The organism is Pseudonocardia sp. CA-142604, from assembly GCF_050948475.1.
GTDB classification, from domain to species: Bacteria; Actinomycetota; Actinomycetes; order Mycobacteriales; family Pseudonocardiaceae; genus Pseudonocardia; species Pseudonocardia alaniniphila.
The window spans coordinates 81,828-108,273 of sequence record NZ_CP192045.1 but is presented as its reverse complement, the minus strand read 5'-3'; the positions used below and the strand labels follow the sequence as shown (position 1 = coordinate 108,273).

The following is a 26,446-nucleotide window of genomic DNA, read 5'->3' as shown; positions in this document are numbered from 1 at the left end:
TGCGTCCGTTTCCGCCTATGAGCCGCTCGAGCCGCGGTTCGAGACGCCGAAGCCGCCGCGTGACACCGAATCGCTCCCCGAACCGGCAACGGTCTTCCCGGACGGCGTGGAGATCCGGGTGCCCGACTTCGGCACCGTCGCGGTGCCGCCGCTCACCGGTTGGCCGATGTTGCCGGTACCGCCGTAGTTGTAGCGGTACTGGCGGCCGCCGCCGCCGATGAAGATCGGGTACGGGATGATCCCGCCCCCGGCGTGGTAGTTGGTGCCGGAACTCGCCGGCGTCACGCAGTTGGCGTCGTCGACGACGACGTTCGTCTCCTCGTCGACGCAACGGGCCTGCACGTCCTCGTCCGGCTGTGCGACCTGGTAGCCGATCGCGATCAGCGCGACGATCCCGACGGTCGCCCCCGCCCCGATGAGGATGCGTTTGCGCTTCTTGCGCGAGCGCTCGGCCTCCTCGGCCTTGCGGCGCTCGGCCTCCTCCGCACGCCGCGCGGCCTGCTCGCGCGCGCGGCGCTCGGCCAGCGTGGGTTCGCGGGGAGTGGTGGACTCGTCCTGGAAGCGCATGCGCCCGGTGGGTCGCTCGGCTGACTCCTCGGAGCGCTCGGGTGACTTGTCGGAGCGGTCGTCGGGCACGTCGCCGCCGGAACTGTTGTCATTCGTCGACATGCGGTCCCCCTCGGCCGTATTAGTCCGCCGTTCACAGTCTCCCCTGCGGGCGCACCGTACCGGGACCGCGCTCACCGGCAAACGTTGACGTTCGCAGCACGCCACCGACCGATGGTCGCGCAGTGCCTTACGAGCTCTTGGTGTCACCAGAGGTAACGGCATGATGACGCCCGACATGGACCGACTCCTCGCCGCTCCCCACCGGCCCACGAACCATGGCGCCGGCGCCGTGCGTCCCGCGCCCCCCCGTACCAACGGTGGGCCGCGCGTCGCACCTTCGTGGAACCCGGGCCGACCCACTGTCCCCGCCCCGGGCGCAGGCGTTCCCCCGCGCGCTGTCCCCGGCCCGGCCGTCGGCGCTCCCCCGCGCGCCGTCCCCGGCCCGGCCGTCGGCGCTCCCCCGCGCGCCGTCCCTGCCCCGGGCATCGGTGCTCCCCCGCGCGCCGCTCGCCACGTCTTCCCCCCGCCGCCGCCCCCCGTGCCCGCCGACCGGCGGCCGCCCCGCACACCGGCCGATCGGCCGCCGCTGCCCGCGGCGAACGCCTCCCGCCCCTTGAAGCAGCTGCCGGCACGCCGGATCGTGATGGGCGTCCTGATCGGCGCGCTCACCATGTTCGGGGTGGCCACTTTGGACACCTTCGCCGGCGCCACGGTGCCCGTCCTCGGCACTCTCGCGGCGCTGCCCGGGGTCGCGGGCGACCGGGACATCGTGGAGGTGCCCGCCCCGCCTTCCACCCCGGGCACCTGCCTGATGTGGACCCGCTCGGACGCCGCCGACACCAAGGTCGTCGACTGCGCCCAGCCGCACCTCTTCGAGCAGGCGGGCTCGGTCGCTCTCGTCGACCAGGCCACGCTGCCCGACGACCGGCAGTGGCGTCAGCTCGTCAACGAGCGGTGCACCCAGCTCGTGCTCGACTACATGGGCGGGAAGTTCGATCCCGACGGCCGTTACCGGGTGGGGGCTCTCAAGCCGTCCCCCACGAAGTGGGCCGAGGGCGACCGCGAGCTGCGTTGCGGGCTGCAGAGCTCCTCGCGCTCCGGTGCGCTCTACCCCCTGGCCGGCCGGGCCGCCGCGTCGGACCAGTCCGCGGTGCACGACCCCGGCACCTGCCTGGCCATCGACGGCCGCACGATCGGCGACCCTGTCGACTGCGCCGGGCCGCACGCGGTGGAGACGGTCGGCATCGTCGACCTCTCCCAGAAGTTCCCCGACGCCTTCCCCGCCGTGGGCGACCAGGACGCGTTCCTGCAGCCGGAGTGCGGGCGGATCGCCAACGAGTACGCCGGCAGCGCCGACGTCATCGCGGCGAAGAAGCTCACCGTGTACTGGGACAACCTCACCGAGGACTCCTGGAAGGCCGGCACCCGCAAGGTCAACTGCAACCTGGCAGCCCTGTTGCCCGACCGCAGCGGTTTCGCACCCGTCACCGGTCCGGTCCGGGGCGAGGTGGTGGTCGGCGAGAATCCCGCTCCGCCGGCATCCCAGGTCCCCGGTCCCGGAGTTCCGGCGCCCAGCACCACGGTCCCGGTCGAGCCGCCCATCGACGGGCCGCCCAACGAGCAGCCGCCGCCCAACGGCGAGCCCAGCGACGAGCAGCCGCCCGTCAGCCAGCCGCAGGTACCGCCGCAGCCATCCGAGCAGCCCGACGTGGATACGCCGGCCCCGCCGTCCCCACCGAGGATCGACACGCCGACCCCGCCGGTTCCGACCACTCGGCCCGGCACGGGGGCGTGAGGCCCACACCCGGATGGAGATGACGCGCCGGCGGTTCGAGGAAGCGGTCGCCGACGCGCTGGACTCCATTCCGCCACAGCTGACCGCCGCGATGGACAACGTCGTGGTGCTGGTGGAGGACCGCAACCCCGAGGAGCCCGAACTGCTGGGGCTCTACGAGGGTGTGGCGCTCACCGAGCGCACCTCCTCGTACGGCGGGGTGCTGCCGGATCGGATCACGATCTACCGGGACGCGATCCTTGACGTCTGTGACGACGTCGACGAGGTGGTGCACGAGGTGGCGGTCACCGTGGTGCACGAGGTCGCCCACCACTTCGGGATCGACGACGAGACGCTGCGCGAGCTCGGCTGGGGCTGACCTGCCCGGCCCGCGCGACGAGCGAGCTTGCGAGCTTGCGAGCGAATCAGTGTCACAGCGCCTTCGCGAAGCGCCGACCGAGCGCAACGAGGGCGTGCGACGAGCGTCAGCGGGGCGTGCCGCCCGCGGTGACGTCGCCCGGCACGGGCGGGGCGCTGTCCCAGTGGTCCAGCGCCCAGCCCCCGGGCATCGCAGGGTCGGGGACCAGCACCACGAGGCCTGTGTTCGGGACGTACAACGTCTCCGCCGTGTCGCCGAGAAGCGCCGCGGCCGCCAGCCGGATCGCCGCGCCATGGCTCACGAGCACGACGTCACCGTGTGCGCCGTCGGTGATCCGCTCGACGACCGGCAGGTACCGGGTCCGCAGATCATGGGCCGACTCGCCGCCGGGCAGACGCGCGTCCAGGTCGCCCTTCCACCACGCGCCGTAGACGACGTCGAACTGCTCGCGGGCCTCCCGGTCCGACCGGCCCTCGAGGTCGCCGATGAAGACCTCGTGCACGCCGTCGTGGACCACGACGTCGAGACCGTGCGCGGCTGCGATCGGGGCGGCGGTCTGCTGGGCGCGAGTGGCGCGCGAGGCGTGCACGGCGGTGACCGGATGCGTCGCGAGCCGCTCCCCCGCCGCCTGGGCCTGGCTCAGGCCGAGGTCGTTGAGCGGCGCTCCCGGAGGCACTGAGTCGAGCTCGCGGCGGACGTTGGCGTCGGTCTGCCCGTGCCGGACGAGCACGAGGCGTAGGGGGCCGGGGTTCACGCCACGTTCCCGGCGCGCAGACCGGCGAGCCAGCTCTCGGCGGCGGCGAAGGCCGCGGGGTCCGCCTCCCCCACAGGTCCGGGTGGTGAGGTGGAGGCCTGCGTGGAGTTGCCGTTGGCCGCCCGCGGGTAGGAGCCGAGGAAGCGAACCTGGTCGCACCGGCGGTGCAGTGCGGCGAGCGCCTCGCCCATGGCCGGCTCGGCGACGTGCCCGGAACAGTCGAGGTGGAACCAGTACTCGGCGTGCCGGTGCTTGATCGGCCGCGACTCGATCCTGGTCAGGTCGATGCCCCGCACGGCCAGCTCGGTGAGCAGCCCCAGCAGCGCACCGGGCCGGTTCTGGGTGGTGGCCGCCAGCGTGGTGCGGTCGCGACCGGTGGGGGCGGGCGGTGGGCCCGGGGGCGCGACCAGCGCGAACCTGGTGACGGCACCGGGGTTGTCGGCGATGTCGTCGGCGAGCACTTCGAGCCCGTGCTGCTCCGCCGCGATCGGGGCGGCCACGGCCGCATCGAACTCCCCGCGGGCCACCTGCGCGGCAGCCTCGGCGGTGGAGGTGGACAGGAGCACCTCGGCGTCGGGCAGGTTCGCGGCGATCCACCCGCGCGTCTGAGCGATGCCATGGGTGTGGGAGGCGACGGTGCGGATGTCGCCTGCCTTCGTGCCCGAACGCACCATCAGTGCGAACCGGACCTCGACCAGCGCCTCCCGGACGATCACCAGCGGCGGGTCGACGACCAGGCCGTCCAGCACTGCGGGCACAGCGCCTTCGACGGTGTTCTCGATCGGGACGCAGCCGGCGTCGACGGAGCCGTCGCGAACGGCTGCGAGGACGGCCGGACTTCCGGCGCAGGGCACCAGCTCGGCGCCGACGGACTCAGGAAGTGACCGCAATGCCTGTTCGGTGAAGGTGGCGTGCGGTCCGAGGAACGCGAGTCGGGGCACGAGAGACCACCCTACTGTCATTACGTGGGTGGGATCACGCCTGCCCGGTGCCGATCAGGCCAACAGGCCGAGACCGGCAAGCTGCACTCCGGGCACCGGTTCCGGGTCGGCCCCGCAGCGCCACAACAGCCCGCGCACAGCAGAGACGGACTTCTCCGACAGACCGCCGACCTCACCCGCGAGCGCGTCACCGTCGGTGCTCTCCAGCGCCGCACGGACGTCGCCACCGGCCAGCGCCCTGGCGACCGCGGCAACGAGGTTGAGCAGTCCGTGCTCGGCGGGGGTCGTCTCGCTGCGGACGACGTGCCGCACGCCGAGAGCGGTGAACCCGCGCCCCGTGTCGACCACGACGCGCACGAACTCCTCGATATCGGAGACGGACGGGATGTCGGAGGCGCGCGGTCCGCCGCAGCGCAGCTTCGGCGCGCAGCCGTGGGTAGCCACCCGGCGCACGGCGGTCAGCCACGCCCCGGTGCCCACCGGCTCGGCCACCGACGGCCGGCGCGGCTCGACGACCGCGACGACATCCTCCGGCACGAACTCGGCCACGCGCTCCAGCCAGATCGCGTCGACGTCGGGCGGCGCGGCCGTCTCGACGGTGCGCGGGGTGAGCAGGCTCGACCGGGAGAAGACCGTGGACAAGGCCTTCGGAACCGCGCCGAGCCCGGTGTCCACCACCAGTGACAGCTCAACGGGTCGAGAGGGGGCCGATCGCGCCAGCTCTGCGACGAGCGCAGAAAGTCGGGAGACCGGGCAGACCAGCTGCCCGACGAGCCCTCCGTAGCGACCATCCCTGGCACTCAGGTACCGCGACACCACCTCGTCGACACCGGGGGCAACCGACCGTGGCTGCAGAAGACTGGTGTCGTCGACGAGCTGGGCGAAGAGCGGTGGGATGGCCCATGGGGTAACACCAGCCGCCGTCGTCACGGGCACAGACGCTAACGGGTCGCCTCTCACGGCTTCACAACGGCTGCCGGTTCGCGCCTGCTGGACATCCACAACTCGCGGACGCTAGCTTAGCCTCACCTAACTCGGAGGTGACTTCGTTGGTATCCACCCGGCTGCGACGCCCACCGGCCCCCACCGATGCCGAGCGCGCTCGCAGCGTGGTCGCCCGCGGTGGCGTGGCCTTCCTCGTCGGCACCGGTGCACCGGAGACCGCACCCCTCGTGCACCACGTGCGCGCCGACGGATCCGCCGTGCTGCTGCTGCGCGACGACGACCCGGTGCTCGACCGGATCCGGGAGGCGCCCAGCGGGGAGAGCCCGGCGATGCTCGAACTCGCCGACCACGCGCCGGTCGACCTCCGGGAGCCGGTGCGCGCACTGCTCTGGATCACGGGACGGCTCCGGCTGCCGGATCCCTACTCGGCCCGCCGGATCGCGCTGCAGGTCGCCGACACACGCCCGCATCCCGACCTCCTGCTCCTCGGCCACGGCGCCACTCTGGTGCGGCTCGATCCCGGCTCCGCCGTCCTGTCCGACGCCGAGGGCAGCGCCGCGCTTGCCCCCGTCCAGCTGGCCGGAGCCCGCCCCGACCCGTTCTGTCGCTACGAGCGGCACTGGCTCGTCCACCTCGAGGAAGCGCATCCCGAGGTGCTCGCGATGCTCGCCCGTCACCTGCCGCCCTGGTTGCGCGACCTGCGCAGCTCGCGGCTCCGTCCGCTCGGGGTGGATCGCTGTGGCCTGCGGCTGCGCGTGGAGACCTCCGAGGACAACAGCCGCAGATCCGACCACGACGTCCGCCTGGCGTGGCGGGAAGAAGCCAAGACCGTGGACGACCTTCGTGTGCAGATGGGGTTGCTGATCAGCTGCCCGTTGCACGGCGACACGGACGCCGGCGCTAGCTGACCGGCGAACGGCCCACCCGCACGCGCTGGGTGACCCGGTGCTCCGCAACGAACGAGGCGAACGGGATGGTGCCGGCCACGAGAATGAGCAGCGCGTCGAGCGGCTTCCACCGGCACCGCTCCGCCAGCAGCAGCGTCAGGACGATGTAGGCCATGTAGAAGAAGCCGTGCATCATGCCGACCACCGCGACGAGCTGCGGCTGACCGAAGAAGTACTTGAGCGGCATCGCGATGAGCACGAGCACGAGCAGTCCGACGCCCGTGACCCACGCGGCCACCCGGTAGTTCCGTAGAGCGGTCTCGATCGACACGAACGTCCTTCGTCAGTGGGGGTCAGTCGCCCGCGTCGCGGGCGGCCAGCTGAGCCAGCATCTGGTTGTACTCGGCCAACGCGCGGTCGTCCCGCTCGTCGTCCTCCGTGACCACGGGCGGGGGCACCGACGCGGGTCTCGGCGTGAACGGCGAGGGGCCGTCGGGGATGACGGGCCGGGGCTCGGAGCTGCGGAGCGCTGCGGCGTCGGGAACGACGGCGCGCTGCTCCTCGGGAACGGCTGGGGCGGTGGGGCCTTCCTCGGCCTCCTGCAGCCTCGCGGCCTCCATCTTGAGCATCCGCCACCACATTGCCCCGAAGAAAAGGGCGAACACCGGCCACTGCAACCCGTAGCCGACGTTGAGCGCCGAGCCCATCGCCGAACCGGCGCGATGCCATTGCCAGGCCGAGAGGAACCCGCACGTGACCATGGCGCCCAGCGTGAGCACGTGCCACAGCATCCAGCGGGGGGAGAGAGCCAGCTGTCGCACGCAGGTCAGCTTACTCGCCGGGTACCGTCCGCCATCGTGTCCAGCCTCAGCTCGACGGCAGCCGGGCGGTGGCTCTCGCCGCCGTCGCCGGTGACCGTGCCGATCACCGACCCGCGGCTGCGCCGCCTTGTCGGCACCGAGGTGCTTGTCGTCCTCACCGTGACGCTCGGGCTGTCCGCGCTTCGCAGTGCGTTGAGCCTGATCGACGCGGTGTTGCAGCCGGTGCCACTCAGTCAGCAAGAGGTGGCGCTGAACGCGCCGCAGGCCCAGGCCGGGCTCGTCGATCTCGCGCTGCAGCTCACGCGGGTGCTGCAGCTCGTGGGCTGGGGAGCGCTGGGCGCCTACCTGTTGATCCGGGCAGGCGTCGCACTCCGCGACGTCGGGCTGGACCGCCGCCGACCAGGACGGGACGCGCTCGGTGCCGCCGGGCTGGCCGCACTGATCGGCGTTCCCGGCCTGGGTCTGTACCTCGTGGCGCGCGCGATCGGGGTGAGCCTCACCGTCGAGCCGTCCACGCTCGGCGACACGTGGTGGCGGCTGCCCGTGCTGGTCCTCTCGGCCGCCGCGAACGCGTGGGCCGAGGAGGTGGTCATGATCGGCTACCTCATCACGCGGCTGCGCCAGCTCGGCTGGTCGGAGAATCGCTCGCTCGTGGCCCAGGCGCTGCTGCGCGGCAGCTACCACCTCTACCAGGGGCTCGGCGGCTTCATCGGCAACATCGTCATGGGCCTGGTTTTCGGCCGGATCTGGCAGCGCACCAACCGGCTCTGGATGCAGATCGGTGCGCACACCCTGATCGACGTGGTCGCCTTCATCGGCTACGCCGCGCTGGCCGGCAGAGTGGGCTGGCTGCCGTGACGGCTAGGAGGGCGCGCTCCTAGCGCAGGGTGACCTGCTTGCCGGCCAGCGCGTCGCGGGCCCGGCGCTCGGCGTCGGTCAGCGGCGTCTCGTCGGCGAGCGCCTCGTCGAGCCGGACGGCGAACGCGGCCGTGGGCGCCGCCCACTCCTTGGGGTGCAGCTCCCGATCGAGGTCCCACACCGGCACGAGGATCCCGTGGGCACGGAAGACGCCGGCGAAGCGCGCGTCCTCGGTGAGGGCGAGCTCGCCGCGGGCGTGCAACCTGGCCATGGCCGCGAGCAGCTTCTCCTCGGGCTCCGGACGCACCCAGCGCAGGTGGGCCTTCGACCCGGTGTCCACCCAGTAGGCGGAGCGCACGCCGTCGGCGACGACCGCCTCCGTCGGCATGATGACCGAGTTGGCCCGCTCGAGTGCGGCCGTCACGTCGGCTGCCGGCTCCGTGCCGTCCTCGGACGGGACGACCCACCACCCGAAGTCGGTGTGCAGCGTGAGGTCGAGGGTGGCCTCGGGGTCGAGCAGATCCTGGAGCCGGACGAGCTCGCCGTCGCCGAGCCCGGGACCGACGACCGGGAGCGCACTGCCCGGCTCGGCGGTCTGCGCCCAGCGCAGCGCCTTGCCGAGGTCGGCCGACAGGTCGCCCGAGCGGGTCTGCACCTGCATGCCCAGCATGATCGTGCCGTCCGGACGGACCAGCGCGGCCGACGCACCCGGCAGAACCGTCGTGAGCGTCACTGTGACGTCGGACGTCTCCCGCAGCGGCAGCGGCGCCGTGGCCGACGGCAGGAACTCCCGCATCGCCACCAGGTCGCACTCCGCAGCCAAGCCGTCGAACGGCCGCAGGACGATCACGTCGTCCCCGGCGCCGTGACATGCCTTGTAGCGCTTCCCGGAGCCGCAGGGGCAGGGACGGCGCGGGTTCTCGCCCGCCGGCGCGTCGGTGTTGTGCTGCGTGGTGCCCTCGCGAGAACGGGCACGTGTCTTCTTGGCCATGGTCCCCCTGACGCTAGCGAATACGCCCCGCGCTGTCCGTTCGCCGTGCCGTCGCCGACGCTGCCACGGGTGGACGGTCATCGGCCACGCGATAGCTTCTCGCGCGACGGCGGATCGCCGTCCGCCGGGGCCGACTGGGAGGTTCTGCTGCATCCGTTCGATCCGGGCGACCCGCGCTTCCTGGCCGACCCGTACCCGGTCTTCGCGACGCTGCGCGCGCTCAGTCCTGTGCACGCCCATCCGCTGCTCGGCATGCCCGTCGCCGTCTCGCACGCCGCATGCTCGGAGCTCCTACGCAGCCGCAACCTCGGGCGCATCTGGGTCGACGCCAAGCCTGCCGCGGATTTCCCGGCCTTCAACCTGCTGCACCGCAACTCGCTGCTCGAGCGGGAGGGCCCGGCCCACGACCGGCTCCGCACCCTCGTGGCGAGTGCGTTCAACCGCGGCCACACGGCCCGGCTCGAGCCGTGGGTGCGTGAGCTGGCCCACCGGCTGGTGGGTGAGCTCGCGGAACGCATCGCAGCCGACGGCAGCGCGGACCTCATGTCGGGTGTCGCCGCCGCGCTCCCGGTCGAGGTGATCGCCGAGCTGCTCGGGGTGCCGGAACCGGAGCGCGGGGCGCTGCGGGGCTGGTCGAACGCGATCGTCACGATGTACGAGCCGGATCCGGGACAGCAGCGCAGGATGGCCGCGGAGCAGGCCGCCGCCGACTTCGTCGACGCCTTGCGCGGGCTGGTCGCGCACCGCCGCACACATCCGGGCGACGACCTCGTCACCGACCTCGTCGAGGCGGACGTCGACGCGGACGAGCTGGTGGGCACCGCGGCGTTGCTGCTCATGGCGGGCCACGAGGCAACCGTCAACGTGATCGGCAACGGGGTGTCGGCGCTGCTGCGTCACCCGGCACAGTGGCAGCGGCTGCGGGAGGACCCAGGGCTCGATGCGACGGCCGTGGAGGAGCTGATCCGCTACGACCCGCCACTGCAGCTGTTCGAGCGCACGGCGGTGGTCGACACGACCGTGGCCGGGCATCCCGTGCCTGCCGGCACCAAGATCGCCGCCCTGCTGGGGGCGGCGGCGCGTGATCCGCAGGCGTTCGACCGGCCCGACGAGCTGGACGTGGGCAGGCGACGCAACCCGCACCTGGGCTTCGGCGCCGGGGTGCACTACTGCCTCGGTGCCCCGCTGGCCAGGTTGGAGGTGATCGCCGCGCTCGACGCGCTCCGGGCGCGGCTTCCCGGTATGCAACTCGCGAGCGAACCGGTGCGCCGCCCGGACTTCGTCATGCGCGGGCTGCGGGAGCTGCGGCTGACGGCCTGACGCTCAGCACGAGCTCCCGGCGCCGGGGCCGGACCGGCGACAGCAGCCGCGTCAGCCTGGTGACGAGCCGGGCCGTGACGGCGGCGGTGACCGCGGCCAGCACGTCGAGCACGGCGTGCAGCACGACCCCGTCGGCACGGGCCTGAACACCGCTGCGCAGCGACCACAGCAGCACCACGGCGGACAGCACGACACTGCCCACCCAGAGGGCCCACCAGGCCAGCAGGAGCCGCGACGGGCGCGGGCGCAGGTCGGCGGGCAGCTCCAGCGCGCTGTGCTCGATCTCGCTGAGCACCGAGCCCGGCACCGAGAGATTGATCCCGGGAATGAGCCAGCCGAGCACGATCGCCCTGGTCGAACGGGACGGGCGCACGCCGGCTCGTTCGGCGGCGGCCTGCGAGGCCCGCACCGACCAGAGAATGAGCAGGGCGCCTGCCACCACGGTGAGGATCGGCGCAACGGTGCCCGCGGACCCGACGAACGCGTCGGAGGCCGCTACGGCGTCCGCGGAGAGCGCCTCGTTCCGGCTGGCCAGCAACAGGATGTAGCGCCACACCTCGGCGCCCGCCGCGAGCAGCGCCACCGCGACGGTGGCCCACAGCAGCGGCACGAGGGTGCCGAACGCCGAGCGGGCGCGCTGCAAGGGCTCGGGCCGCGGCGGCGTGGCAGGCACCGGCGGTTCCCACCTCCGCGGAGGGAATCCCCAGCGCGGCAACGACCGGTAGCGCGGTGGCCCGGAATAGCGCGCGGGGATACGCGCGGGCGGAGGAGGCGCGGCGGAAGCCGGCGGCTCGGCCACCCAACGCAACGCGGCGAGATAACGACCGCAGTACGGACAGAACGGGCCGTCCCCCGCCGGCGCCCGGCGGCCGCACCGCGGGCACGGCGGCCCGAGTGCCTGTGGGGGCGCGGACGGAGGCACGGGGCTAGATGATCTCGGGATTGCCGTTGTCGGAGACGATCGTGCGACCCTGCGCCGCCCAGGACTGCATGCCGCCGTCGACGTTGACCACGGGGTAGCCCTGCCCCGCCAGATAGGCGACCACGCGGGAGGAGCGGCCGCCCGAGCGGCACACGACGTAGAGCGGGTCGTCGTCGGGCAACTCGTTGATGCGGGCCGTGAGCTCGGACATCGGCAGGTGCCGCGCGCCGGGCGCGTGCCCGGCAGCCCATTCGTCGTTCTCCCGGACGTCGAGCAGCGCGGCGTCGACGGGGAGATCCGCCACCGAGACCGCCGGGACGGCTGGACCAGTCATGACCTCATCCTGCCACGCGCGGCGTGACGATCCGGTCAGGCGAACGGGACGAGGATGGCCCGATCGGGTGCGCGCACCCACTACGGTCGGATCTCGTGGAATACGCCGGTGTAACCGGGCAATGGGCGGTGTCCGTGGCGCGTCGCGTCCACCGCCGTGGCACCGGGGCATCCCCGCTGATCATCGAGGAGACCTGGGTCGGCACCGACCTCGCGCTCTATCTCCGGTACCGAGTGGACACCCACAAGCTCGGGGCACGGTTCCGCCTGGATCTCGATCCCGGCACGGGCACCCACCCCACCGACGCCGATCACCTGGCGTCCGCGGTGTTCGAGGCGCTACCCGATGAACCTCAGGCGGAGGCGTTCGTCGACGAGCTGGGCTACCGCTGGTGGAGCACGGCCGTTCCGCACAGCGGGTGGACCGCCGCGGTGCGCTCACTGAGGATCGTCACGATCTGCTGACACGCGGACGGGGCGGGCCTGAAGGCCCGCCCCGTCCGGTACTGCTGGGAGGAACGCCCGGCGCCAGGAGCGCGCTCCTAGTGCGAGATCGCCTTCTCGGAGCCGGCGCCGGTGAGCGACCGGACCTCCATCTCCGCGAACTTGCCCTCTTCCACGCGTCGGCCACCCACGTAGGTGCCGATGATGCCCAGGAGGAACGACGCCGGGATCGAGACCAGGCCCGGGTTGTCCAGCGGGAACCAGTGGAAGTCCACGCCCTGGAGCATCGACGCGCTCCGGCCGGTGGCAGCGTTGACCGGCTTGCCGGACACGGCGGGTGAGAACACGATCAGAATGATGCAGATCGCCAGACCGCCGTAGATGCTGAACAGCGCACCGGTGGTGTTGAACTTCTTCCAGAACAGGGAGTACAGGATCGTCGGCAGGTTCGCCGAGGCCGCCACCGCGAACGCCAGGGCCACCAGGAAGGCGATGTTCTGCCCGTTCGCGACGATGCCGCCCGCGATGGCGACGACCCCGATCACCAGTGCGGTCATGCGGGCGACCCGGACCTCGGAGTCCGGAGTGGCCTGACCGCGCTTGATCACGTTGGCGTACACGTCGTGTGCGAACGACGCCGACGCGGTGATCGTCAGGCCGGCGACCACCGCCAGGATCGTCGCGAACGCGATGGCCGAGATGATGCCGAGCAGAACCTCGCCGCCGAGCTGGTACGCCAGGAGCGGCGCCGCGTTGTTCTGGTTGGCGCTCGTGATGGTGCCCGGGGGCAGCAGCGCCGCGGCGCCGTAACCCAGCACGAGCGTGAACAGGTAGAACAACCCGATCAGCCAGATCGCCCACACCACGGAGCGACGGGCCTCCTTGGCCGTGGGCACCGTGTAGAACCGCATCAGGATGTGCGGCAGGCCCGCGGTGCCGAGCACCAGCGCAAGGCCGAGCGACACGAAGTCGATCGGGTTGGTGTACTGCAGGCCGGGGGCCAGCACGGCCTCGCCCTTGGGGCTGGCCGCGGCGGCGTCTCCGAGCAGCGACGACAGGTTGAAGCCCGCGATCCCGAGCACCCACACCGTCATCACCGCGGCGCCGATGATCAGCAGCACCGCCTTGATGATCTGGACGTACGTGGTGCCCTTCATGCCGCCGACCAGCACGTAGACGATCATCAGAATGCCGACGACGGCGATCACGGCGCCCTGGCCGAACGTGTTGCTGGTGGGGATCTGCAGTAACAGCGCGATCAGGCCACCGGCGCCCGCCATCTGCGCGAGCAGGTAGAAGAACGAGACGACGAGCGTGGACGTCGCCGCCGCCGCGCGCACGGGACGCTGCCGCATCCGGAACGCGAGGACGTCGCCCATCGTGAACTTGCCGGTGTTGCGGAGCAGCTCGGCCACGAGCAGCAGCGCGACGAGCCACGCCACCAGGAAGCCGATGGAGTAGAGGAAGCCGTCGTACCCGTTGAGCGCGATGGCACCGGCGATCCCGAGGAACGACGCGGCGGAGAGGTAGTCACCCGCGATCGCCACGCCGTTCTGCGGACCCGTGAAGGCACGGCCTGCGGCGTAGTAGTCGGATGCGGTCCGGTTGGTGCGGCTCGCCCGGTAGACGAACACGAGCGTCACGGCCACGAACGCCAGGAAGATCCCGATGTTCAGGCCGACGTCACCGACGGCAGTCGCAGCGGGCGGCGTAGGCGCCTGGGCGAGGACGGTCATTCAGCACCCTCGATCTGCTGACGGAGTTTCTCGGCCGCCGGGTCGAGGTGCTTGTTGGCGTACCGAACGTAGATGGTGGTGATAGCGAAGGTGCTGACGAACTGCAGCAGGCCGATGATCAGCCCGACGTTGATGTTGCCGAACACCTTGATCGCCATGAACCCCGGCGCGTACGAGGCCAGCACCACGTAGAGCAGGTACCAAGCCAGGAACAACACACTCATCGGGAACACGAATCGCCGTAGTCTTGAACGTAGGTCGGCGAACTCGGGACTTGCCTGCACCTGTTCGTATATGGTGTTTGTAGATCGCTCGCCTGTCGTGCTCACGGCGTCCTCCCCGCTCGTTTCCGGTTGCGCACCGCGTACCGTCACGCCACCCGGTTCCACAACGCAGCGAACGATAGATCAGTCACACTCTCCCGTCGGAATACTCCGGTGGGGTGAACGCGGGCGTCGCTCAACCCGCGCGACAAGGCCTCGATCAGCGGTCATTTCACCGGGACGAGCGGTCTACGAACGGTCGTCCAGCGACCGAGAGTCACCAACGTGACCTTGGGGAGACATCGCCGTTAGAGCTTTGGTATGTGTGTCGTCAACCACTTGCGCGTTTCACGCGCTCCTCGAGCCGGTCGCGGGTGAGCCCGAGCCGCTCCGGGGCGTGCAGCCGGAGCAGCAACTGGTCGACGTCGGCGGGCCGGTGCTTCTCGGTCAGCTTGCTCACCACGACCATCGTGATGAACGCCGCAGGCACGGTGACCAGCGCAGGCCGGTAGAGGAGCACGCCGATCGCGCCCGATCCGCCGTAGCCGGACAGGCTCACGGCAACCGCGCCCGCCGACGACAACCCGCCCACGAGCACACCCGCGATCGCGCCGACGTCGGTCAGCCCGCGCCACCAGACGCCCAGCACGAGCAGCGGGCAGAACGTCGACGCGGCCACCGCGAACACCAGCGCGACGGCCTCGGAGAAGTCGAGGCGCGTGACGGCGACGGAGAGCGCCAGCGGTACCGCCCCCGCCACCACGGCGGACATCCGGAAGTCGCGCACCCTACTGCTGCCGAGGATGTCGGTGGAGAGCACGCCGGCAACACTGACCACGAGCCCGGACGACGTGGACAGGAAGGCGGCCCACGCGCCCGCCGCCACCAGACCGCCGAGCAGGGCTCCTGCCCAGCCGCTGCCCAGCACCGCCGTGGGCAGGAGCAGGACCGCGGCGTCGGTGTCACCGCTCACCAGGAGCTGCGGGGTGTACAGCCGCGACAGCGCCCCAAGCAACGTCACGACCGCGTAGAACCCGCCGAGCAGGGCCAGCACGACCACCGCGCTGCGCCGCGCCGCGCGGCCGTCGGGGTTGGTGTAGAAGCGCACGAGCACGTGTGGCAGGCCCATCGTGCCCAGGAACAGCGCGATGATCAGCGAGTACGTGCCCAGCAACCCGTCGTCGCGGCCCTCCGGGAACGGAGTGAGCCAGCTCGAGTCGGACGCGGGAGCACCCGACGCCACCGGTACCGGCGACCCGGCCGGGAACTCGAGTTTCGTGCCGGCTTCCACGGTGTGGGTGCCGACTTCCCACCGGACGGGGGCGTCCCGCACGACAACCCCGTCGACCTCGCCGTCGGCGGTGAAGGTGACCGGCGAGGCGACGGTCAGCACGACGTCGGTACGGACGTCGACCGTGGTGCGGTCGGGGAACTGGGGCGGGGCGGGGCGGTCGAAGGTGTGATCGTCGCTGAAGAAGAAGATCAGGGCGATGATGGCCGGCAACGCCAGCGCGGTGAGCTTGAGCCAGTACTGGAACGCCTGCACGAAGGTGATCGAGCGCATCCCGCCCAGCACCACCGTGGCGACGACGACCACCGCCGCGACGACGACCCCGATCCAGGAGGGCAGTCCTGTGACCGTGGTGACGGTCAGCCCGGCGCCCTGCAGCTGGGGCAGGAGGTAGAGCCAGCCGATGACGACCACGAAGATCGTGCAGACCTTGCGCAGCGCCGGGGAGCGCAGCCTGGCCTCCGCGAAGTCCGGCACCGTGTAGGCGCCCGACCTGCGCAGCGGCGCCGACACGAACAGCACCAGCGCGAGGTATCCCGCAGTGAAGCCGACCGGGTACCACAGCGCGTCCACGCCGTCGCGCAGGATCAGCCCCGCGATCCCCAGGAACGACGCTGCGGACAGGTACTCACCCGAGATCGCGCCGGCGTTCGCGGCGGCACCGACGGTGCGGGAAGCCACGAGGAAGTCGGAGGTGCTGCGGACGACCCGGACGCCGAGCGAACCGATCACGGCTGACGCCACTGCCACAAGGCCCATTGCGAAGAGCGCGATCAGGCCGGTGGTTGTCACGCGCACCACTATGTCAACGGGTCGACTGCACTACCACATCGGCCGCGGCGCGCCGCGCACCGCATCGCGTGGCGCGTCGGGAGATCGCCCGGCTGTGAACCCCGTACGTCCCAACGGCCACATATCGGACCCGGCCTGCATCTCTCGGGATGCATCGGGATCCACCGCAGTGGCCACGATCGGGATGTCCCCCGGCGCTCCGCGAACTCAGTGAGCTCCGCGCGCGGAGCAAGCCGGGGGAACACCACCTCCACGACGACCTCGTCGTGGTCCGACGCCGTGGTGGTCACCCCTCGAATAGGGCTCGGTCGCCGGCACCGAACGCCGATCGCCCGAGCCCTCGATCACCACGGACTCATCGAGCAGGGCAGCGAACAGGCATTACTCGGAGGTGGGGTCGGCGTGCGCCAGGCTGCAGCGAGCTCGCTCGCTGATAGGGCGAACGTCACTGACTTCACCGGGCCTAAAGTAATCCGAACACTGATGATCACCGCGCGAACGCGACGACGGTCACATCCGGCGTCAGGGGATCAGTCGTCGATCAGGCTCTCCCAATGCTCCGTCAGCCGCAGAAGGCGCTTCAGCATGGCATCGGTCTCCGCGGCGTCATAGCCCTCCATGAGCAGGAGGTGGAGCTCGCCTGCCTTGCGGCTGACCTCTCGGCGCGCCGCCTCGCCCGCCGTGGTGAGGCGCAGGAGCCGCTTGCGGCCGTCCTCCGGTGGCGTCTCGCGGGTGATCAGCCCCCTGTCCTCCAGACGGCGGGCGACGCTCGCCATCGTGGAGCGGTCGAGCGAGACAGCGCGGGCCAGCGAGCCCTGATCGACGCCGGGATAGGCGTGGATCGCGACGAGCACGGCGCTCTGTGGCCCGGTCAGCACCGGGTCGACGCGCCGGACCCACGCGGCGACGTAGGCCTGGTGGAGTCGGCGGATCACGTAGCCGGGCGCGCCGAGGAGCTCCGGTGGCGCGGGTAGCGGCGGCGTGCCCGCTGCCCCTGCCGCCTGACCCATGACCTCAATTTGACCACACCAGCGCGCCGGCACCGGCGTAAGTGGCGCTGCCATTTCGCGCCGGCGTCAGGGCCCCCGCTGGAGCCGGTCGCGAGTGAGCCCGAGCCGTTCCGGAGCGTGCAGGCGCAGCAACGCGTCGTCCACATCCGGCGGGATCTCCGCACGGGTCAGTTTGCTCACCAGCACCATCGTGAGGAACGCGGCCGGCACCGTGGCCGCCGCCGGCCGGTACATCAGCACTTCCATCCACCCGCCCGGCGCCGCCCCGATCATCGTGAAGCCGACGGCGACGCCGGACAGCCCGCCGCCGACCAGGACGCCGGCGACGGCCCCGCGGGCCGTGAGCCCACGCCACCAGATCCCGAGCACGAGCAGAGGGCAGAACGTCGACGCGGCAACAGCGAACACCAGCGGCACCGTCAGCGCGAAGTCCAGGCGGGTCACGAACAGGGCGAACGGCAACGGCACCACGGACGCCAGCAGTGCGGCCAACCGGAAGTCGCTGAACCGCCCGCGGAGGATGTCGGTGAAGAGCACCCCGGCCAGACTCACCACGAGCCCGGACGAGGTGGAGAGGAACGCCGCGGCCGCGCCCGCCGCCACCAGTCCGCCCAGCAGCCACCCGGTCCACCCGTTGCCGAGCGCCGCCGTCGGCACCAGCAGCACCGCGGCGTCGGTCTGGCCGTTCACCAGCAGCTGCGGCGTGTACAGCCGGGACACCAGGCCGATGAAGGTCACCAGCACGTAGAACGACCCGATCATCGCGAGCACGACCACGGTGGTCCGCCGGGCGGCCCGGCCGTCCGGGTTCGTGTAGAAGCGCACCAGCACGTGCGGCAAGCCCATCGTGCCGAGGAAGCCCGCGAGAAGGATCGAGTAGATCTCCAGGAGTTGGTTGGAGGCATCACCTGACATCGGTTCCAGCCATGCCCGGTCGGTGGGCGGGGTGCCGACCGCGGTCGGCACCGGCGAGCCGGCCGTGAAGGTCAGCGTGGTGTCCGCGGCGACCTCGTGCCGACCCGGTTCCCAGGTGATGCGGCCCTGCACCGCCTGGCCGTCCACCTCACCGTCGGCCTCGAAGCGGACCCGCGCCGTGACCTCCAGGACCACGCCCGTGCGCACCTGGACCGTGGTGTTGTCCGCGAAGTTCGGCGGGGCGGGCCGGTCGAACGAGCGGGCGTCGGACAGGAACAGCCCCAGCACGACGAACGCGGGAACGGCGAGTGCGGTGAACTTGAGCCAGTACTGGAACGCCTGCACGAAGGTGATCGACCGCATGCCGCCGCCGAGCACCGTGAGCAGCACGATCACCCCCGCTGCGGCCACGCCGGACCACGCGGGCAGCGCCGTGAGCGTGGTGAGCGCCAGGCCCGCTCCCTGCAACTGCGGGAGCAGGTACAACCAGCCGATCACCAGCACGAACGCGGTGCAGATGCGGCGCAGCGCCGGCGAGAAGAGCCGGGCCTCGGCGAAGTCCGGCACGGTGTACGCCCCGGACCTGCGCAGCGGAGCGGCGACGAACAGCACCAGCGCCAGGTACCCCGCCGCGAATGCGATCGGGTACCAGAGCGCGTCCGCCCCCTCCCGCAGGATCAGGCCGGCGATGCCCAGGAAGGACGCCGCGGACAGGTACTCCCCCGAGATCGCGCTGGCGTTGGCCACCGAACCGACGGTGCGCGACGCGACGAGGAAATCCGACGTACTGCGCGCGACCCGGACACCGAGCGAGCCGATCACGGCGGACGCGATGCCGACGAGCGCGATCGCGACGAGCGCGACTAGCGCAGGGGTGTCCAACGTGCGTGCTCAGTCCTGCACGTGGTCGGCGAAGTTCTGCTCCACCCGCTCGGCCGTGCGCGTGTGCCACAGCCCGATCCCGAACAGGAACGGGTAGACCAAAACACCGAGGAGCAACCACGGCAGGCGAAGCCCGAACACCTCGATCCGACCGATCTCGGGGAACATGGCGAACAGCAGCGGGAGCACCCCGAGAGTGATCCCGGCCACGACGGCGAAGCGGAGTGCGACGGCGAGCTGGGAGCCGATGAGGTTGCTGCGCAGCAGCTCACCGACGCCCGTGCCCTCCTGGATGTCCACGACAGTGCGCACCGGCCGGGCCACACCCTTGCGCTCCGCCAGCACGACCCGGACCCGTCTGCTCTCGACGTCGTCCTGTAGGCCCGCGGCCGCTTCCTCCGCGTCGCGGGCGTCGGGCGGCAACGTCGTCGAACGGGTGCGGGATCCGGGCGCCGGGGTACGCGCGGTGAACAGCGGGTCGCCCGACAGCGAGGGATCGGGTTCGAGCACCGGGGACGTGGGATCCGTGGCGGGCGTGGGCTCCGCGGGGGTCGTGGGGGACTCGATCACGGCGGGTGCCACGATAGGGGTGGTGGCAGTTGTCGTTGCAACGATGGACGGCGCAGGCGGTGTGTCGGCGCGCAGCTCCACCCTGGCCGGAAGTTCAGGCAGCGCCGCTGGAAGGGCAGCGTCGGCATCCGCCGCGGGCGGTTCGGGTTCCGGATCGGCCGTCTCGGCCTGCTGTGGTCGTGACCAGGCCGGCGGCGCGAACGGCGGCTCGGCACCGGTGCGCTCCTGCCGGAGCAGGCCGCTGGGCCGCGGCCCGACGGCACCGATCGGTGGACCCGGCCGTGGCGCCCCGGGACCGGGCGTGGCCACGGAATGTCGGGGCACGTACCCCCAGGAGATGGTGGAGTCCACGCTCTCCCGGCGTGCGTGCCGGCCGCCGCTCGTGGAGTTGCCCTCGGCAATCCGGCGCTGGATCTCGTCGCGCAACCAGCCGGGGCCGGCATCCGTCCCGTCGTCCGCGTCGTCTTCTTCGCAGTGCTCCGCGGACTCCTCGACGACGTGGTCGGGAGCGTCGTCCTCGACGGACGCGTCCTCCTCGACCGGCGCAGCCTCCGGTGCGGGGGAACCGGTCCCGTTCCCCGGGTTCACCGACGGCTGGACGCCGTCGGTGAATGTGGTCACCGCTGGCTCCACGCCTGCTTCGTCGCCCGGACGAGCCGGTCCTTCAGCTCACGGGTGTGGCGGCGGCTGACGGGTAGCTCCGCGCAGTCGGGGCCGTTGCCGACTCGGACGACGTAGCCCGACCCGGACAGCCGCAGCTCGGTGACGAGCGGGAGCGACACCAGGAACGAGCGGTGGATACGCACGAAGCCGGCGTCGCGCCAACGGTCCTCGAGCACCGACAGCGGGATCCGGACGAGGTGGCTGCCCTCGTGGGTGTGCAGACGGGCGTAGTCGCCCTGCGCCTCGACGTAGCGCACGGCCGAGCGCGGCACGAGCTTGGTGGTGCCGGCGAGCTCGACGGGGATCACCTCGTCCTCGCCACCCTCCTCGCGCACCGGCTCCGGGGCTCCGGCGGCGCGGTTGGCGAGGATGCGGTCGATCGACGCGGCGAGCCGCTCGGCGCGCAGCGGCTTGAGCAGGTAGTCCACCGCGCCCACCTCGTAGGCGTCGACGGCACGGTCGTCGTGGGCCGTGACGAACACGACCGACGGCGGCACCGCCATCGACGAGAACACGCGCGCCAACTCCAGACCGTCGAGGCCCGGCATGCGGATGTCGAGGAAGACGACCTCGACGTCGGTGCGCTCCGCCACACGCGTGCCGGTCATCGGGTTGGAGAGGCCGCGGCTCATCTGGCCGGCGGTGGCTGCCTCACGCACGCCTTGTCTGCTGTTGAGGATCCGCAATGCGTCGGTGGCGTCGGAGGCCTTGAGCACGATCCCGACGCGTGAGTCTTCGCTCAGCAGGTAGGCGAGTTCTTCGAGAGCCGGCTCCTCGTCGTCCACCGCGAGAACGACCAGGCCGCCGGAGCTGTCGTTGCTGTCCACGATCTCCTCATCCTGCGTGTCCGGGACTCGCGCCGGGGCCGGGACGACCACGCCCCGGCTCCGCCGACCATGGTGACGGCGATTCCGTGTGAGTGCCAGGGGCCAGCACCAATCGGGATCGACCGGTCACACCGTGCTACAAACCGTACCGTGCCCATGTGGCCCGAATCTCGGCCGCCTGTGTGATGCCCAGCAGCTGATCAGCACCGAGCACCGAAGCGGCCGCCGGTGCGGGTCCGATGCCCAGCCGCGCGAGCAGAGGTCTACGCCCTTCGACGGCCACCAGCTCGGCATCGGGGAAGCGCTTGCCGAGCACCCCGCGTGCCGTGCCGAGGCCATCGACGAGCCCGATCTCGACCGCTCGCGCACCTGTCCACACCTCGCCCGTGAACGGTTCCGCCTCGACCTTGAGGCGGTCGCCACGCCGCTCGGATACCCACTTCTTGAACATCTCGTGCAACTCGCCCTGAAGATCGTGCAACCAGTCGACGTCCTCCTGCTTCTCCGGCAGGAACGGGTCGAGCCGGGCCTTCGAGGTGCCCGCGGTGTAGAGCCTGCGCTGCACGCCGAATCGCTCGATCAGGCCATCCAGCCCGAAGCCCTGACTGATCACCCCGATCGATCCGACGATCGACGTGGCATGGGCGTAGATCTCGTCGGCAGCGCACGCCAGCCAGTACCCACCGGACGCGGCGACGTCCTCGCAGAAGGCGAGGACCGGCACGCCCTTCTCCTCCGCGAGACCGCGGATCCGGTCGGCCACCAACGCCGACTGGGTGGGTGCGCCGCCCGGCGAGTTGACCAGCAGCGCGACCGCGGCCAGCCGATCCGGGGCGAACGCCCGCTCGAGGGTCTTCTCGATGGCGTTCGCATTGATCACCGATCTGGGCACAGGACCGACGGTCGCCGTGATGACGCCGTGGAGCCGGACCATCGAGACCACGGGCTGCTCAGTGCGCTCGCCGAGCCGCCCGGGCAGGCGGGAGGCGAACCGGTCGGGGAGGCGCAGCGCGTCCATACCGTTACGTTACGCGGTGGCCGCAACCCCCGCCGAACAAGATCCACAACTCCGCGGTGCGGCGCTCCGTCAGACGCGGATACCGGCGCGGAACTTCGGCACGCGCAGCGTGATCTTCATCCCCGCGCCCGGTGCGGTGTCCACCACCAGCCCGAAGTCGTCGCCGAAGGTGGAGCGCATCCGGTCGTCGACGTTGCCGAGCCCCACGTGCGCGCCGGACTGGTGCGCGTCGTCGAGGTCGTCGGTGAGCCGCGCAGGGTCCATGCCGATGCCGTCGTCCTCGACGATGATCACGCACTCGGCTCCGGCGTTCTCCGCCGTGATCGTGATGGTGCCGCCGTTGGGCTTGCTCGCCAGCCCGTGCCGCACGGCGTTCTCGACCAGCGGCTGCAGCGCGAGGAACGGCAGCACGACGGTGAGCACCTCGGGAGCGATCTGCAGCTTGATGTTGAGCCGGTTGCCGAAGCGGGCCTTCTCCAGCCGGATGTAGCGCTCGATGTTGGTGAGCTCGTCCGACAGGGTCGTGTACTCCCCCGCGGTACGGAACGAGTACCGGGTGAAGTCGGCGAACTCGATGAGCAGCTCACGGGCGCGCACGGGGTCGGTGCGGATGAACGACGCGATCGTGGTGAGCGCGTTGTAGACGAAGTGCGGGGAGATCTGCGCCCGCAACGCGCGTACCTCGGCGCGGTTGAGCCGGGCGCGCGACTCGTCGAGCTCGGCGAGCTCCAGCTGGCTCGAGACGTAGCGCGCGACCTCGGCGGTGGCGCGCAGGAGCACCGGCCCCGCCGTGGACGTGGTGAGCGCGGCCAGGGTGCCGACGATCGCACCGTCGGTCTCCAGCGGGACGACGACGATGCCGCGGACCACACAGTCGGGGTGGTCACAGATGATCGCCGTGTGCGACAGCACCTGCTGGCGCCCGGTGGAGATCACCTGGTCGGCGAGCGAGCGGACGTCGGGTTCGTGCTGGTCGGCATCGCCGTCCCAGGCGAGCGTCTGACCGCGGTTGTCGGTCATCGTCAGCGCGCAGGTGTCGAGCAGTTGGCGCAGGTAGGGCAGCGCGAACGCCGCCGAGTTGTGCGACAGGCCCTCGCGCAGGGCAGGCGCGGCCAGCGCGACGGTGTGCAGGGTGGCGAAGGTGGCCCGCTCCAGCGGGGTGGCGAAGGTGTTGCGGCGGTTGCGCAGGATCAGCACGACGACCAGCACGATCATCACCACGATCACGCCGCCGGCGATGAGCAGCGCCGTGGAGCTGCCGAGCAGCTCGGTCACGTCCAAATTTTCCTACCTCACCAGCCGCGACAGCCGCCGGTCGGCGAGGGGCTTGCCGCCGGTCTGGCAGCCGGGACAGTACTGGAAGGACTTGCTGGCGAACGACACTTCCCGCACGGTGTCGCCGCAGACGGGGCACGGCAGGCCGGTGCGGGCGTGCACGCGCAGGCCAGAGCGCTTCTCCCCCTTGAGCTGTGCCGCACCCTGACCCACCGAACGATCGACGGCGTCGGTGAGCACGGAGCGCATCGCCGCGTACAGCTCGTCGATCTGCTCGGCCTTCAGCCGGCCCGAGGCGGCGTAGGGCGAGAGCTTCGCGGTGTGCAGGATCTCGTCGCTGTAGGCGTTGCCGATGCCGGCGATCGCCTGCTGTTCCACGAGCAGCGTCTTGAGCCGCTCGCTTCGCCCGGTGAGCACCGCCGCGAACTCCTCACGTGTGAGCGCGAGCGCGTCCGGGCCGAGCCGCGCGATACCGGGGACCTCCTGGGGGTCGTGCACGAGGTAGACCGAGAGCCGCTTCTGGGTGCCGGCCTCGGTGAGGTCGAACCCCGGGCCGCCCACGGCGTCGAGGTGCAGACGCAGCTCGAGTGGCCCGCGGCCCGGCTTGGGCGGGGTGGTGGACGCGGAGTCGTGCCAGCGCATCCAGCCCGCCCGGGAGAGGTGCACCACGAGGTGCAGAGGGTCGTCCGGCCGGTCCTGGAACTCGACGGCGAGGAACTTCCCGTACCGGGCCGCACCCGTGACAACGCGTCCGACCAGCGCCGACACCGGAGGGTCGAAGGTCTTGACCGCGCTCATGCTCGCCACGTCCACGCGGGCGACGGGCCGGTAGAGCGCGTGCTCGCGCAGGTGGTGAGCCAGCGCCTCGACCTCGGGCAGCTCGGGCATCCGCTGGCTCCCGGAGGCCTAGTTCACCGGTTGCAGAGGGCTGTCGGCGTGCGCGGGCGTGCCCTGCATGCGCAGCCTGCGCACCACGATGCGCAGCTCCTCCTTGGCCTTCGACCCACCCCGCACGAGCCCCGTCCACTTCTCGGCGGGGAGGTCGTAGTTGCCGGCCGTCTCGGCGACGACCGTCCACGGCCTGCGGAGATACCACCGCACCGGGAAGAACCCCACCACGAGGAGGGCGACCGCCCACAGGAACCAGGGGATGTGCACCTGTGCGGGAGCCCACACGATGACGACCACCCAGAAGAAGAACAATGCCGACAAGATGAGGACCGCGGCACCCCGGCCGCCGTCGACGTCGTGCTCGAAGTCGTCGCCTGTGGCCGGAAGCGACCACTCGATGTTGCGGCGTACGGACCACATTCGCCCGTCGACACCCGCCACCGTCCTGCTCCCCATGTTCCCCGCCGTCGTGAGTCGGGCCCGTGCAACGTCCACTTTCCCACAACTTGGGGCCCCGGTGTTGTCCCTCAGCAGGCGGGTGCGACGGGGGTCTGTGATGGCGCGCCCGGGGCTAGCAGGCTGGTGACCATCAGCTCCGCGGGGACGCGCCCGTCGTTGCGGATGAGATGGGGCTGGCCGTCGGGGAAGAACACGGCCTCGCCCGGTGAGTAGCGGGTCGGCTCGCAGTCGTCCTCACGCAGCACCGTGATCTCGCCCGAGCGCACGGCCGTCAACTCCGGGCCGTCATGACGGTGCCATCCCGTGGACTCGCCGGGACGCAGCACGATGGTCGCCACGGCGTACTCGGCCGGTGCGGTGGTTCGGATGTTCACCCGCTCCTCGACGCGCCCACTACCGATCAGAACCGGGCCCGTGGGTGGCGGCGGCATCACCGGAGCTGACGGGGCCGCGAGCACGGTCGCAAGGGGCTCGGGGCCCGGGTGGCCCAGCTGCCCCGGTTGAGCGCAGCCGGTCAGCACCACGGCGGCCAGCCCCACCACCGCCGCGAGACGGGGCCCAGTTCTGCTCACCCACAGAGGGTATCGGCGGGACGAAAGGGACCTACCAGCGCAGTGGGAGGCTGGTGAGCCCGTTGATGAAGTTCGAGACCAGCCTGCGCGGCTCGCCGTCGAGCTCGACCTGCGGCAATCGCAGGAACTCGCTGAAGAACTCACGCATCTGCAACCGGGCGAACGCAGCGCCGAGGCACTGGTGCGGACCCTGTCCGAACGCAAGGTGATCGTTGTCGTCGCGCTCGATGTCGAACCGGAACGGATCGGGGAACCGGCGCTCGTCGAAGTTCGCCGAGACGTGATAGACGACCACCTTGTCGCCCGCCGCGATCCGGCGGCCGGACAGCTCCTGGTCACGGCCGGCCGTACGCCGGAACGTCAGCACCGGCGGATGCACCCGCAACATCTCCTCGATCGCCGAGGGCAGCAACGACGGATCGGCCCGCAACCGCCGGTACGCCTCCGGATTGCGCACCAGCGCGAGCACCCCGCCGGGAAGCGCGCTGCGCACGGTGTCGTTCCCCGCGATCACCAGGAGGAAGAAGAACATCTTCAGCTCGGCGTCGGTCAGCCGCTCGCCCTCGACCTCGGCCTGCACCAGCGCCGTCATCACGTCATCGGCCGGCTCCCGGCGCTTGCGCTCGGCCAGTTCCTCCGCGTAGCCGAACATGTCGGCGAGCATCGCCGGTGAGCGCGGGTTGATCGGACGCCCATCCGCATCCGTGACCACGTGCCCGTGCTCCGGATCCTGGTAGCCGATCACGCGGTTGGTCCACTCGAGCAGCAGCGCCCGATCCGCGGCCGGCACGCCGAGCAGATCTGCGAGGTTCTGCAACGGCAGGTCGTCGGTGACCTCCCGGGGCAGGTCGCAGCGGCCCCGCTCGGCCACCGCACCCAGCAGCGCCGCGGCCCGCGCCCGAACCACCTCGGCCTGCTGCTCCAACCTGCGCCGGGTGAACGCACCGGTGACCAATCGGCGCAGGCGCAGCTGCTCGGGCGGGTCCATGTTGAGGATCATCTGACGGATGAACGGCAGGTCCGCGGGGTCGGGGTCGCGGATCTGGGTGGCGCCCAGCGACGAGGAGAAGTGCGCGGGAGAGCGCAGAACGTGCCGCACGTCCGCGTAACGGGTGACGGCCCAGTACCCCGGACCCGACGGCCAGACGCCGACCTCCGGCTCGTCCTGCCAGCTCACCGGGTCGGTGTCCCGCAACAGCTGCAGATCCTTGTGGGGCACCCCACGCGCGAACGTCCGAGGGTCGAACACGTCGGCCATGGGTATCTGGATACACCGGTCGGGCGAGGCATGACCCACCAGAGCA

The 26,446-nt window shown here is 71.3% G+C and carries 28 protein-coding genes; 6 read left to right on the top strand and 22 right to left on the bottom strand.

Going from position 1 to position 26,446, the window contains the following annotated elements:
- Positions 1–15: 15 nt before the first annotated feature.
- Positions 16–669, bottom strand: coding sequence for a hypothetical protein (locus ACQPZQ_RS00545; protein WP_433290877.1), 654 nt, complete (start codon positions 667–669; stop codon positions 16–18).
- 160 nt (positions 670–829) lie between these two features.
- Between ACQPZQ_RS00545 and ACQPZQ_RS00540 the strand changes: the two genes are divergently transcribed.
- Together ACQPZQ_RS00540 and ACQPZQ_RS00535 are read left to right on the top strand one after the other, a co-directional pair.
- A complete protein-coding gene (locus tag ACQPZQ_RS00540) occupies positions 830–2,404 on the top strand; it encodes a septum formation family protein (protein ID WP_433290875.1) in 1,575 nt (524 codons plus the stop codon).
- 13 nt (positions 2,405–2,417) lie between these two features.
- A complete protein-coding gene (locus tag ACQPZQ_RS00535; protein WP_433290873.1) occupies positions 2,418–2,762 on the top strand; it encodes a metallopeptidase family protein in 345 nt (114 codons plus the stop codon).
- Positions 2,763–2,868: 106 nt separating this feature from the next.
- On the opposite strand, the gene ACQPZQ_RS00530 is transcribed toward ACQPZQ_RS00535, so the two are convergent.
- The 3 genes from ACQPZQ_RS00530 to ACQPZQ_RS00520 are packed head-to-tail and all read right to left on the bottom strand — an operon-like array spanning position 2,869 to position 5,387.
- A complete protein-coding gene (locus tag ACQPZQ_RS00530; RefSeq protein ID WP_433290871.1) occupies positions 2,869–3,516 on the bottom strand; it encodes a histidine phosphatase family protein in 648 nt (215 codons plus the stop codon).
- Positions 3,513–4,457: a prephenate dehydratase gene (pheA, locus tag ACQPZQ_RS00525; protein ID WP_433290869.1), complete on the bottom strand. Its 945-nt coding sequence runs from the start codon at positions 4,455–4,457 to the stop codon at positions 3,513–3,515. The genes ACQPZQ_RS00530 and pheA overlap by 4 nt, the downstream gene beginning before the upstream one ends.
- A 54-nt stretch (positions 4,458–4,511) precedes the next feature.
- Positions 4,512–5,387 (bottom strand): hypothetical protein, encoded by an 876-nt coding sequence (locus tag ACQPZQ_RS00520; protein ID WP_433290867.1) that lies wholly within the window; start codon positions 5,385–5,387, stop codon positions 4,512–4,514.
- A gap of 110 nt (positions 5,388–5,497) precedes the next feature.
- On the opposite strand from ACQPZQ_RS00520, the gene ACQPZQ_RS00515 reads away from it, so the two are divergent.
- Positions 5,498–6,310: a DUF2470 domain-containing protein gene (locus ACQPZQ_RS00515; RefSeq protein ID WP_433290865.1), complete on the top strand. Its 813-nt coding sequence runs from the start codon at positions 5,498–5,500 to the stop codon at positions 6,308–6,310.
- Here the strand turns inward: ACQPZQ_RS00515 and ACQPZQ_RS00510 are convergent.
- Positions 6,303–6,620, bottom strand: a complete 318-nt coding sequence (locus tag ACQPZQ_RS00510) for a DUF3817 domain-containing protein (protein ID WP_241041525.1) — start codon at positions 6,618–6,620, stop codon at positions 6,303–6,305. The two genes, ACQPZQ_RS00515 and ACQPZQ_RS00510, sit on opposite strands and share 8 nt — an antisense overlap.
- A gap of 22 nt (positions 6,621–6,642) precedes the next feature.
- Positions 6,643–7,110, bottom strand: coding sequence for a hypothetical protein (locus tag ACQPZQ_RS00505; protein ID WP_433290863.1), 468 nt, complete (start codon positions 7,108–7,110; stop codon positions 6,643–6,645).
- A 36-nt stretch (positions 7,111–7,146) separates the two neighbouring features.
- On the opposite strand from ACQPZQ_RS00505, the gene ACQPZQ_RS00500 reads away from it, so the two are divergent.
- Positions 7,147–7,968: a CPBP family intramembrane glutamic endopeptidase gene (locus tag ACQPZQ_RS00500; protein WP_433290861.1), complete on the top strand. Its 822-nt coding sequence runs from the start codon at positions 7,147–7,149 to the stop codon at positions 7,966–7,968.
- A gap of 19 nt (positions 7,969–7,987) precedes the next feature.
- On the opposite strand, the gene ACQPZQ_RS00495 is transcribed toward ACQPZQ_RS00500, so the two are convergent.
- On the bottom strand, positions 7,988–8,959 hold the full coding sequence (locus ACQPZQ_RS00495; RefSeq protein WP_433290859.1) for a DUF5926 family protein: 972 nt from the start codon (positions 8,957–8,959) through the stop codon (positions 7,988–7,990).
- A 147-nt stretch (positions 8,960–9,106) separates the two neighbouring features.
- Between ACQPZQ_RS00495 and ACQPZQ_RS00490 the strand changes: the two genes are divergently transcribed.
- Positions 9,107–10,279 (top strand): cytochrome P450, encoded by a 1,173-nt coding sequence (locus ACQPZQ_RS00490; protein ID WP_433299704.1) that lies wholly within the window; start codon positions 9,107–9,109, stop codon positions 10,277–10,279.
- Here the strand turns inward: ACQPZQ_RS00490 and ACQPZQ_RS00485 are convergent.
- A complete protein-coding gene (locus tag ACQPZQ_RS00485) occupies positions 10,242–10,952 on the bottom strand; it encodes a DUF4328 domain-containing protein (RefSeq protein WP_433290857.1) in 711 nt (236 codons plus the stop codon). The genes ACQPZQ_RS00490 and ACQPZQ_RS00485 overlap by 38 nt on opposite strands.
- A gap of 253 nt (positions 10,953–11,205) precedes the next feature.
- The gene (locus ACQPZQ_RS00480; RefSeq protein WP_433290855.1) at positions 11,206–11,535 is read right to left on the bottom strand and encodes a rhodanese-like domain-containing protein; all 330 of its coding nucleotides are present in this window, start codon (positions 11,533–11,535) and stop codon (positions 11,206–11,208) included.
- A gap of 95 nt (positions 11,536–11,630) precedes the next feature.
- On the opposite strand from ACQPZQ_RS00480, the gene ACQPZQ_RS00475 reads away from it, so the two are divergent.
- Positions 11,631–11,999, top strand: a complete 369-nt coding sequence (locus ACQPZQ_RS00475) for a hypothetical protein (RefSeq protein ID WP_433290853.1) — start codon at positions 11,631–11,633, stop codon at positions 11,997–11,999.
- A gap of 77 nt (positions 12,000–12,076) precedes the next feature.
- Here ACQPZQ_RS00475 and ACQPZQ_RS00470 read toward each other — a convergent pair whose 3' ends face one another.
- From ACQPZQ_RS00470 to ACQPZQ_RS00410, 13 genes are all read right to left on the bottom strand, one after another.
- A complete protein-coding gene (locus ACQPZQ_RS00470; RefSeq protein ID WP_433290851.1) occupies positions 12,077–13,714 on the bottom strand; it encodes a solute symporter family protein in 1,638 nt (545 codons plus the stop codon).
- The gene (locus tag ACQPZQ_RS00465) at positions 13,711–14,043 is read right to left on the bottom strand and encodes a DUF485 domain-containing protein (RefSeq protein WP_433290849.1); all 333 of its coding nucleotides are present in this window, start codon (positions 14,041–14,043) and stop codon (positions 13,711–13,713) included. Before ACQPZQ_RS00465 ends, ACQPZQ_RS00470 begins: the two co-directional genes overlap by 4 nt.
- A gap of 265 nt (positions 14,044–14,308) precedes the next feature.
- A complete protein-coding gene (locus ACQPZQ_RS00460; RefSeq protein WP_433290847.1) occupies positions 14,309–16,060 on the bottom strand; it encodes a cation acetate symporter in 1,752 nt (583 codons plus the stop codon).
- A 530-nt stretch (positions 16,061–16,590) separates the two neighbouring features.
- The gene (locus ACQPZQ_RS00455) at positions 16,591–17,070 is read right to left on the bottom strand and encodes a MarR family winged helix-turn-helix transcriptional regulator (RefSeq protein WP_433290845.1); all 480 of its coding nucleotides are present in this window, start codon (positions 17,068–17,070) and stop codon (positions 16,591–16,593) included.
- Between the two features lie 66 nt (positions 17,071–17,136).
- A complete protein-coding gene (locus ACQPZQ_RS00450) occupies positions 17,137–18,867 on the bottom strand; it encodes a cation acetate symporter (RefSeq protein ID WP_433290843.1) in 1,731 nt (576 codons plus the stop codon).
- A gap of 9 nt (positions 18,868–18,876) precedes the next feature.
- Positions 18,877–20,058, bottom strand: coding sequence for a hypothetical protein (locus ACQPZQ_RS00445; protein ID WP_433290841.1), 1,182 nt, complete (start codon positions 20,056–20,058; stop codon positions 18,877–18,879).
- Complete coding sequence (locus ACQPZQ_RS00440) at positions 20,055–20,927, bottom strand: LytR/AlgR family response regulator transcription factor (RefSeq protein ID WP_241041538.1); 873 nt, start codon at positions 20,925–20,927, stop codon at positions 20,055–20,057. Before ACQPZQ_RS00440 ends, ACQPZQ_RS00445 begins: the two co-directional genes overlap by 4 nt.
- A 136-nt stretch (positions 20,928–21,063) precedes the next feature.
- Positions 21,064–21,936, bottom strand: coding sequence for a S49 family peptidase (locus ACQPZQ_RS00435; protein ID WP_433299702.1), 873 nt, complete (start codon positions 21,934–21,936; stop codon positions 21,064–21,066).
- 78 nt (positions 21,937–22,014) lie between these two features.
- Positions 22,015–23,220: a sensor histidine kinase gene (locus tag ACQPZQ_RS00430; protein ID WP_241041539.1), complete on the bottom strand. Its 1,206-nt coding sequence runs from the start codon at positions 23,218–23,220 to the stop codon at positions 22,015–22,017.
- Between the two features lie 12 nt (positions 23,221–23,232).
- On the bottom strand, positions 23,233–24,108 hold the full coding sequence (locus ACQPZQ_RS00425; RefSeq protein ID WP_433290838.1) for an Fpg/Nei family DNA glycosylase: 876 nt from the start codon (positions 24,106–24,108) through the stop codon (positions 23,233–23,235).
- An 18-nt stretch (positions 24,109–24,126) separates the two neighbouring features.
- The gene (locus ACQPZQ_RS00420) at positions 24,127–24,567 is read right to left on the bottom strand and encodes a hypothetical protein (protein WP_433290836.1); all 441 of its coding nucleotides are present in this window, start codon (positions 24,565–24,567) and stop codon (positions 24,127–24,129) included.
- A gap of 71 nt (positions 24,568–24,638) precedes the next feature.
- Complete coding sequence (locus ACQPZQ_RS00415; RefSeq protein ID WP_433290834.1) at positions 24,639–25,142, bottom strand: cupin domain-containing protein; 504 nt, start codon at positions 25,140–25,142, stop codon at positions 24,639–24,641.
- Between the two features lie 31 nt (positions 25,143–25,173).
- Positions 25,174–26,400, bottom strand: coding sequence for a cytochrome P450 (locus ACQPZQ_RS00410; protein ID WP_433290832.1), 1,227 nt, complete (start codon positions 26,398–26,400; stop codon positions 25,174–25,176).
- Between the last annotated feature and the right edge of the window lie 46 nt (positions 26,401–26,446).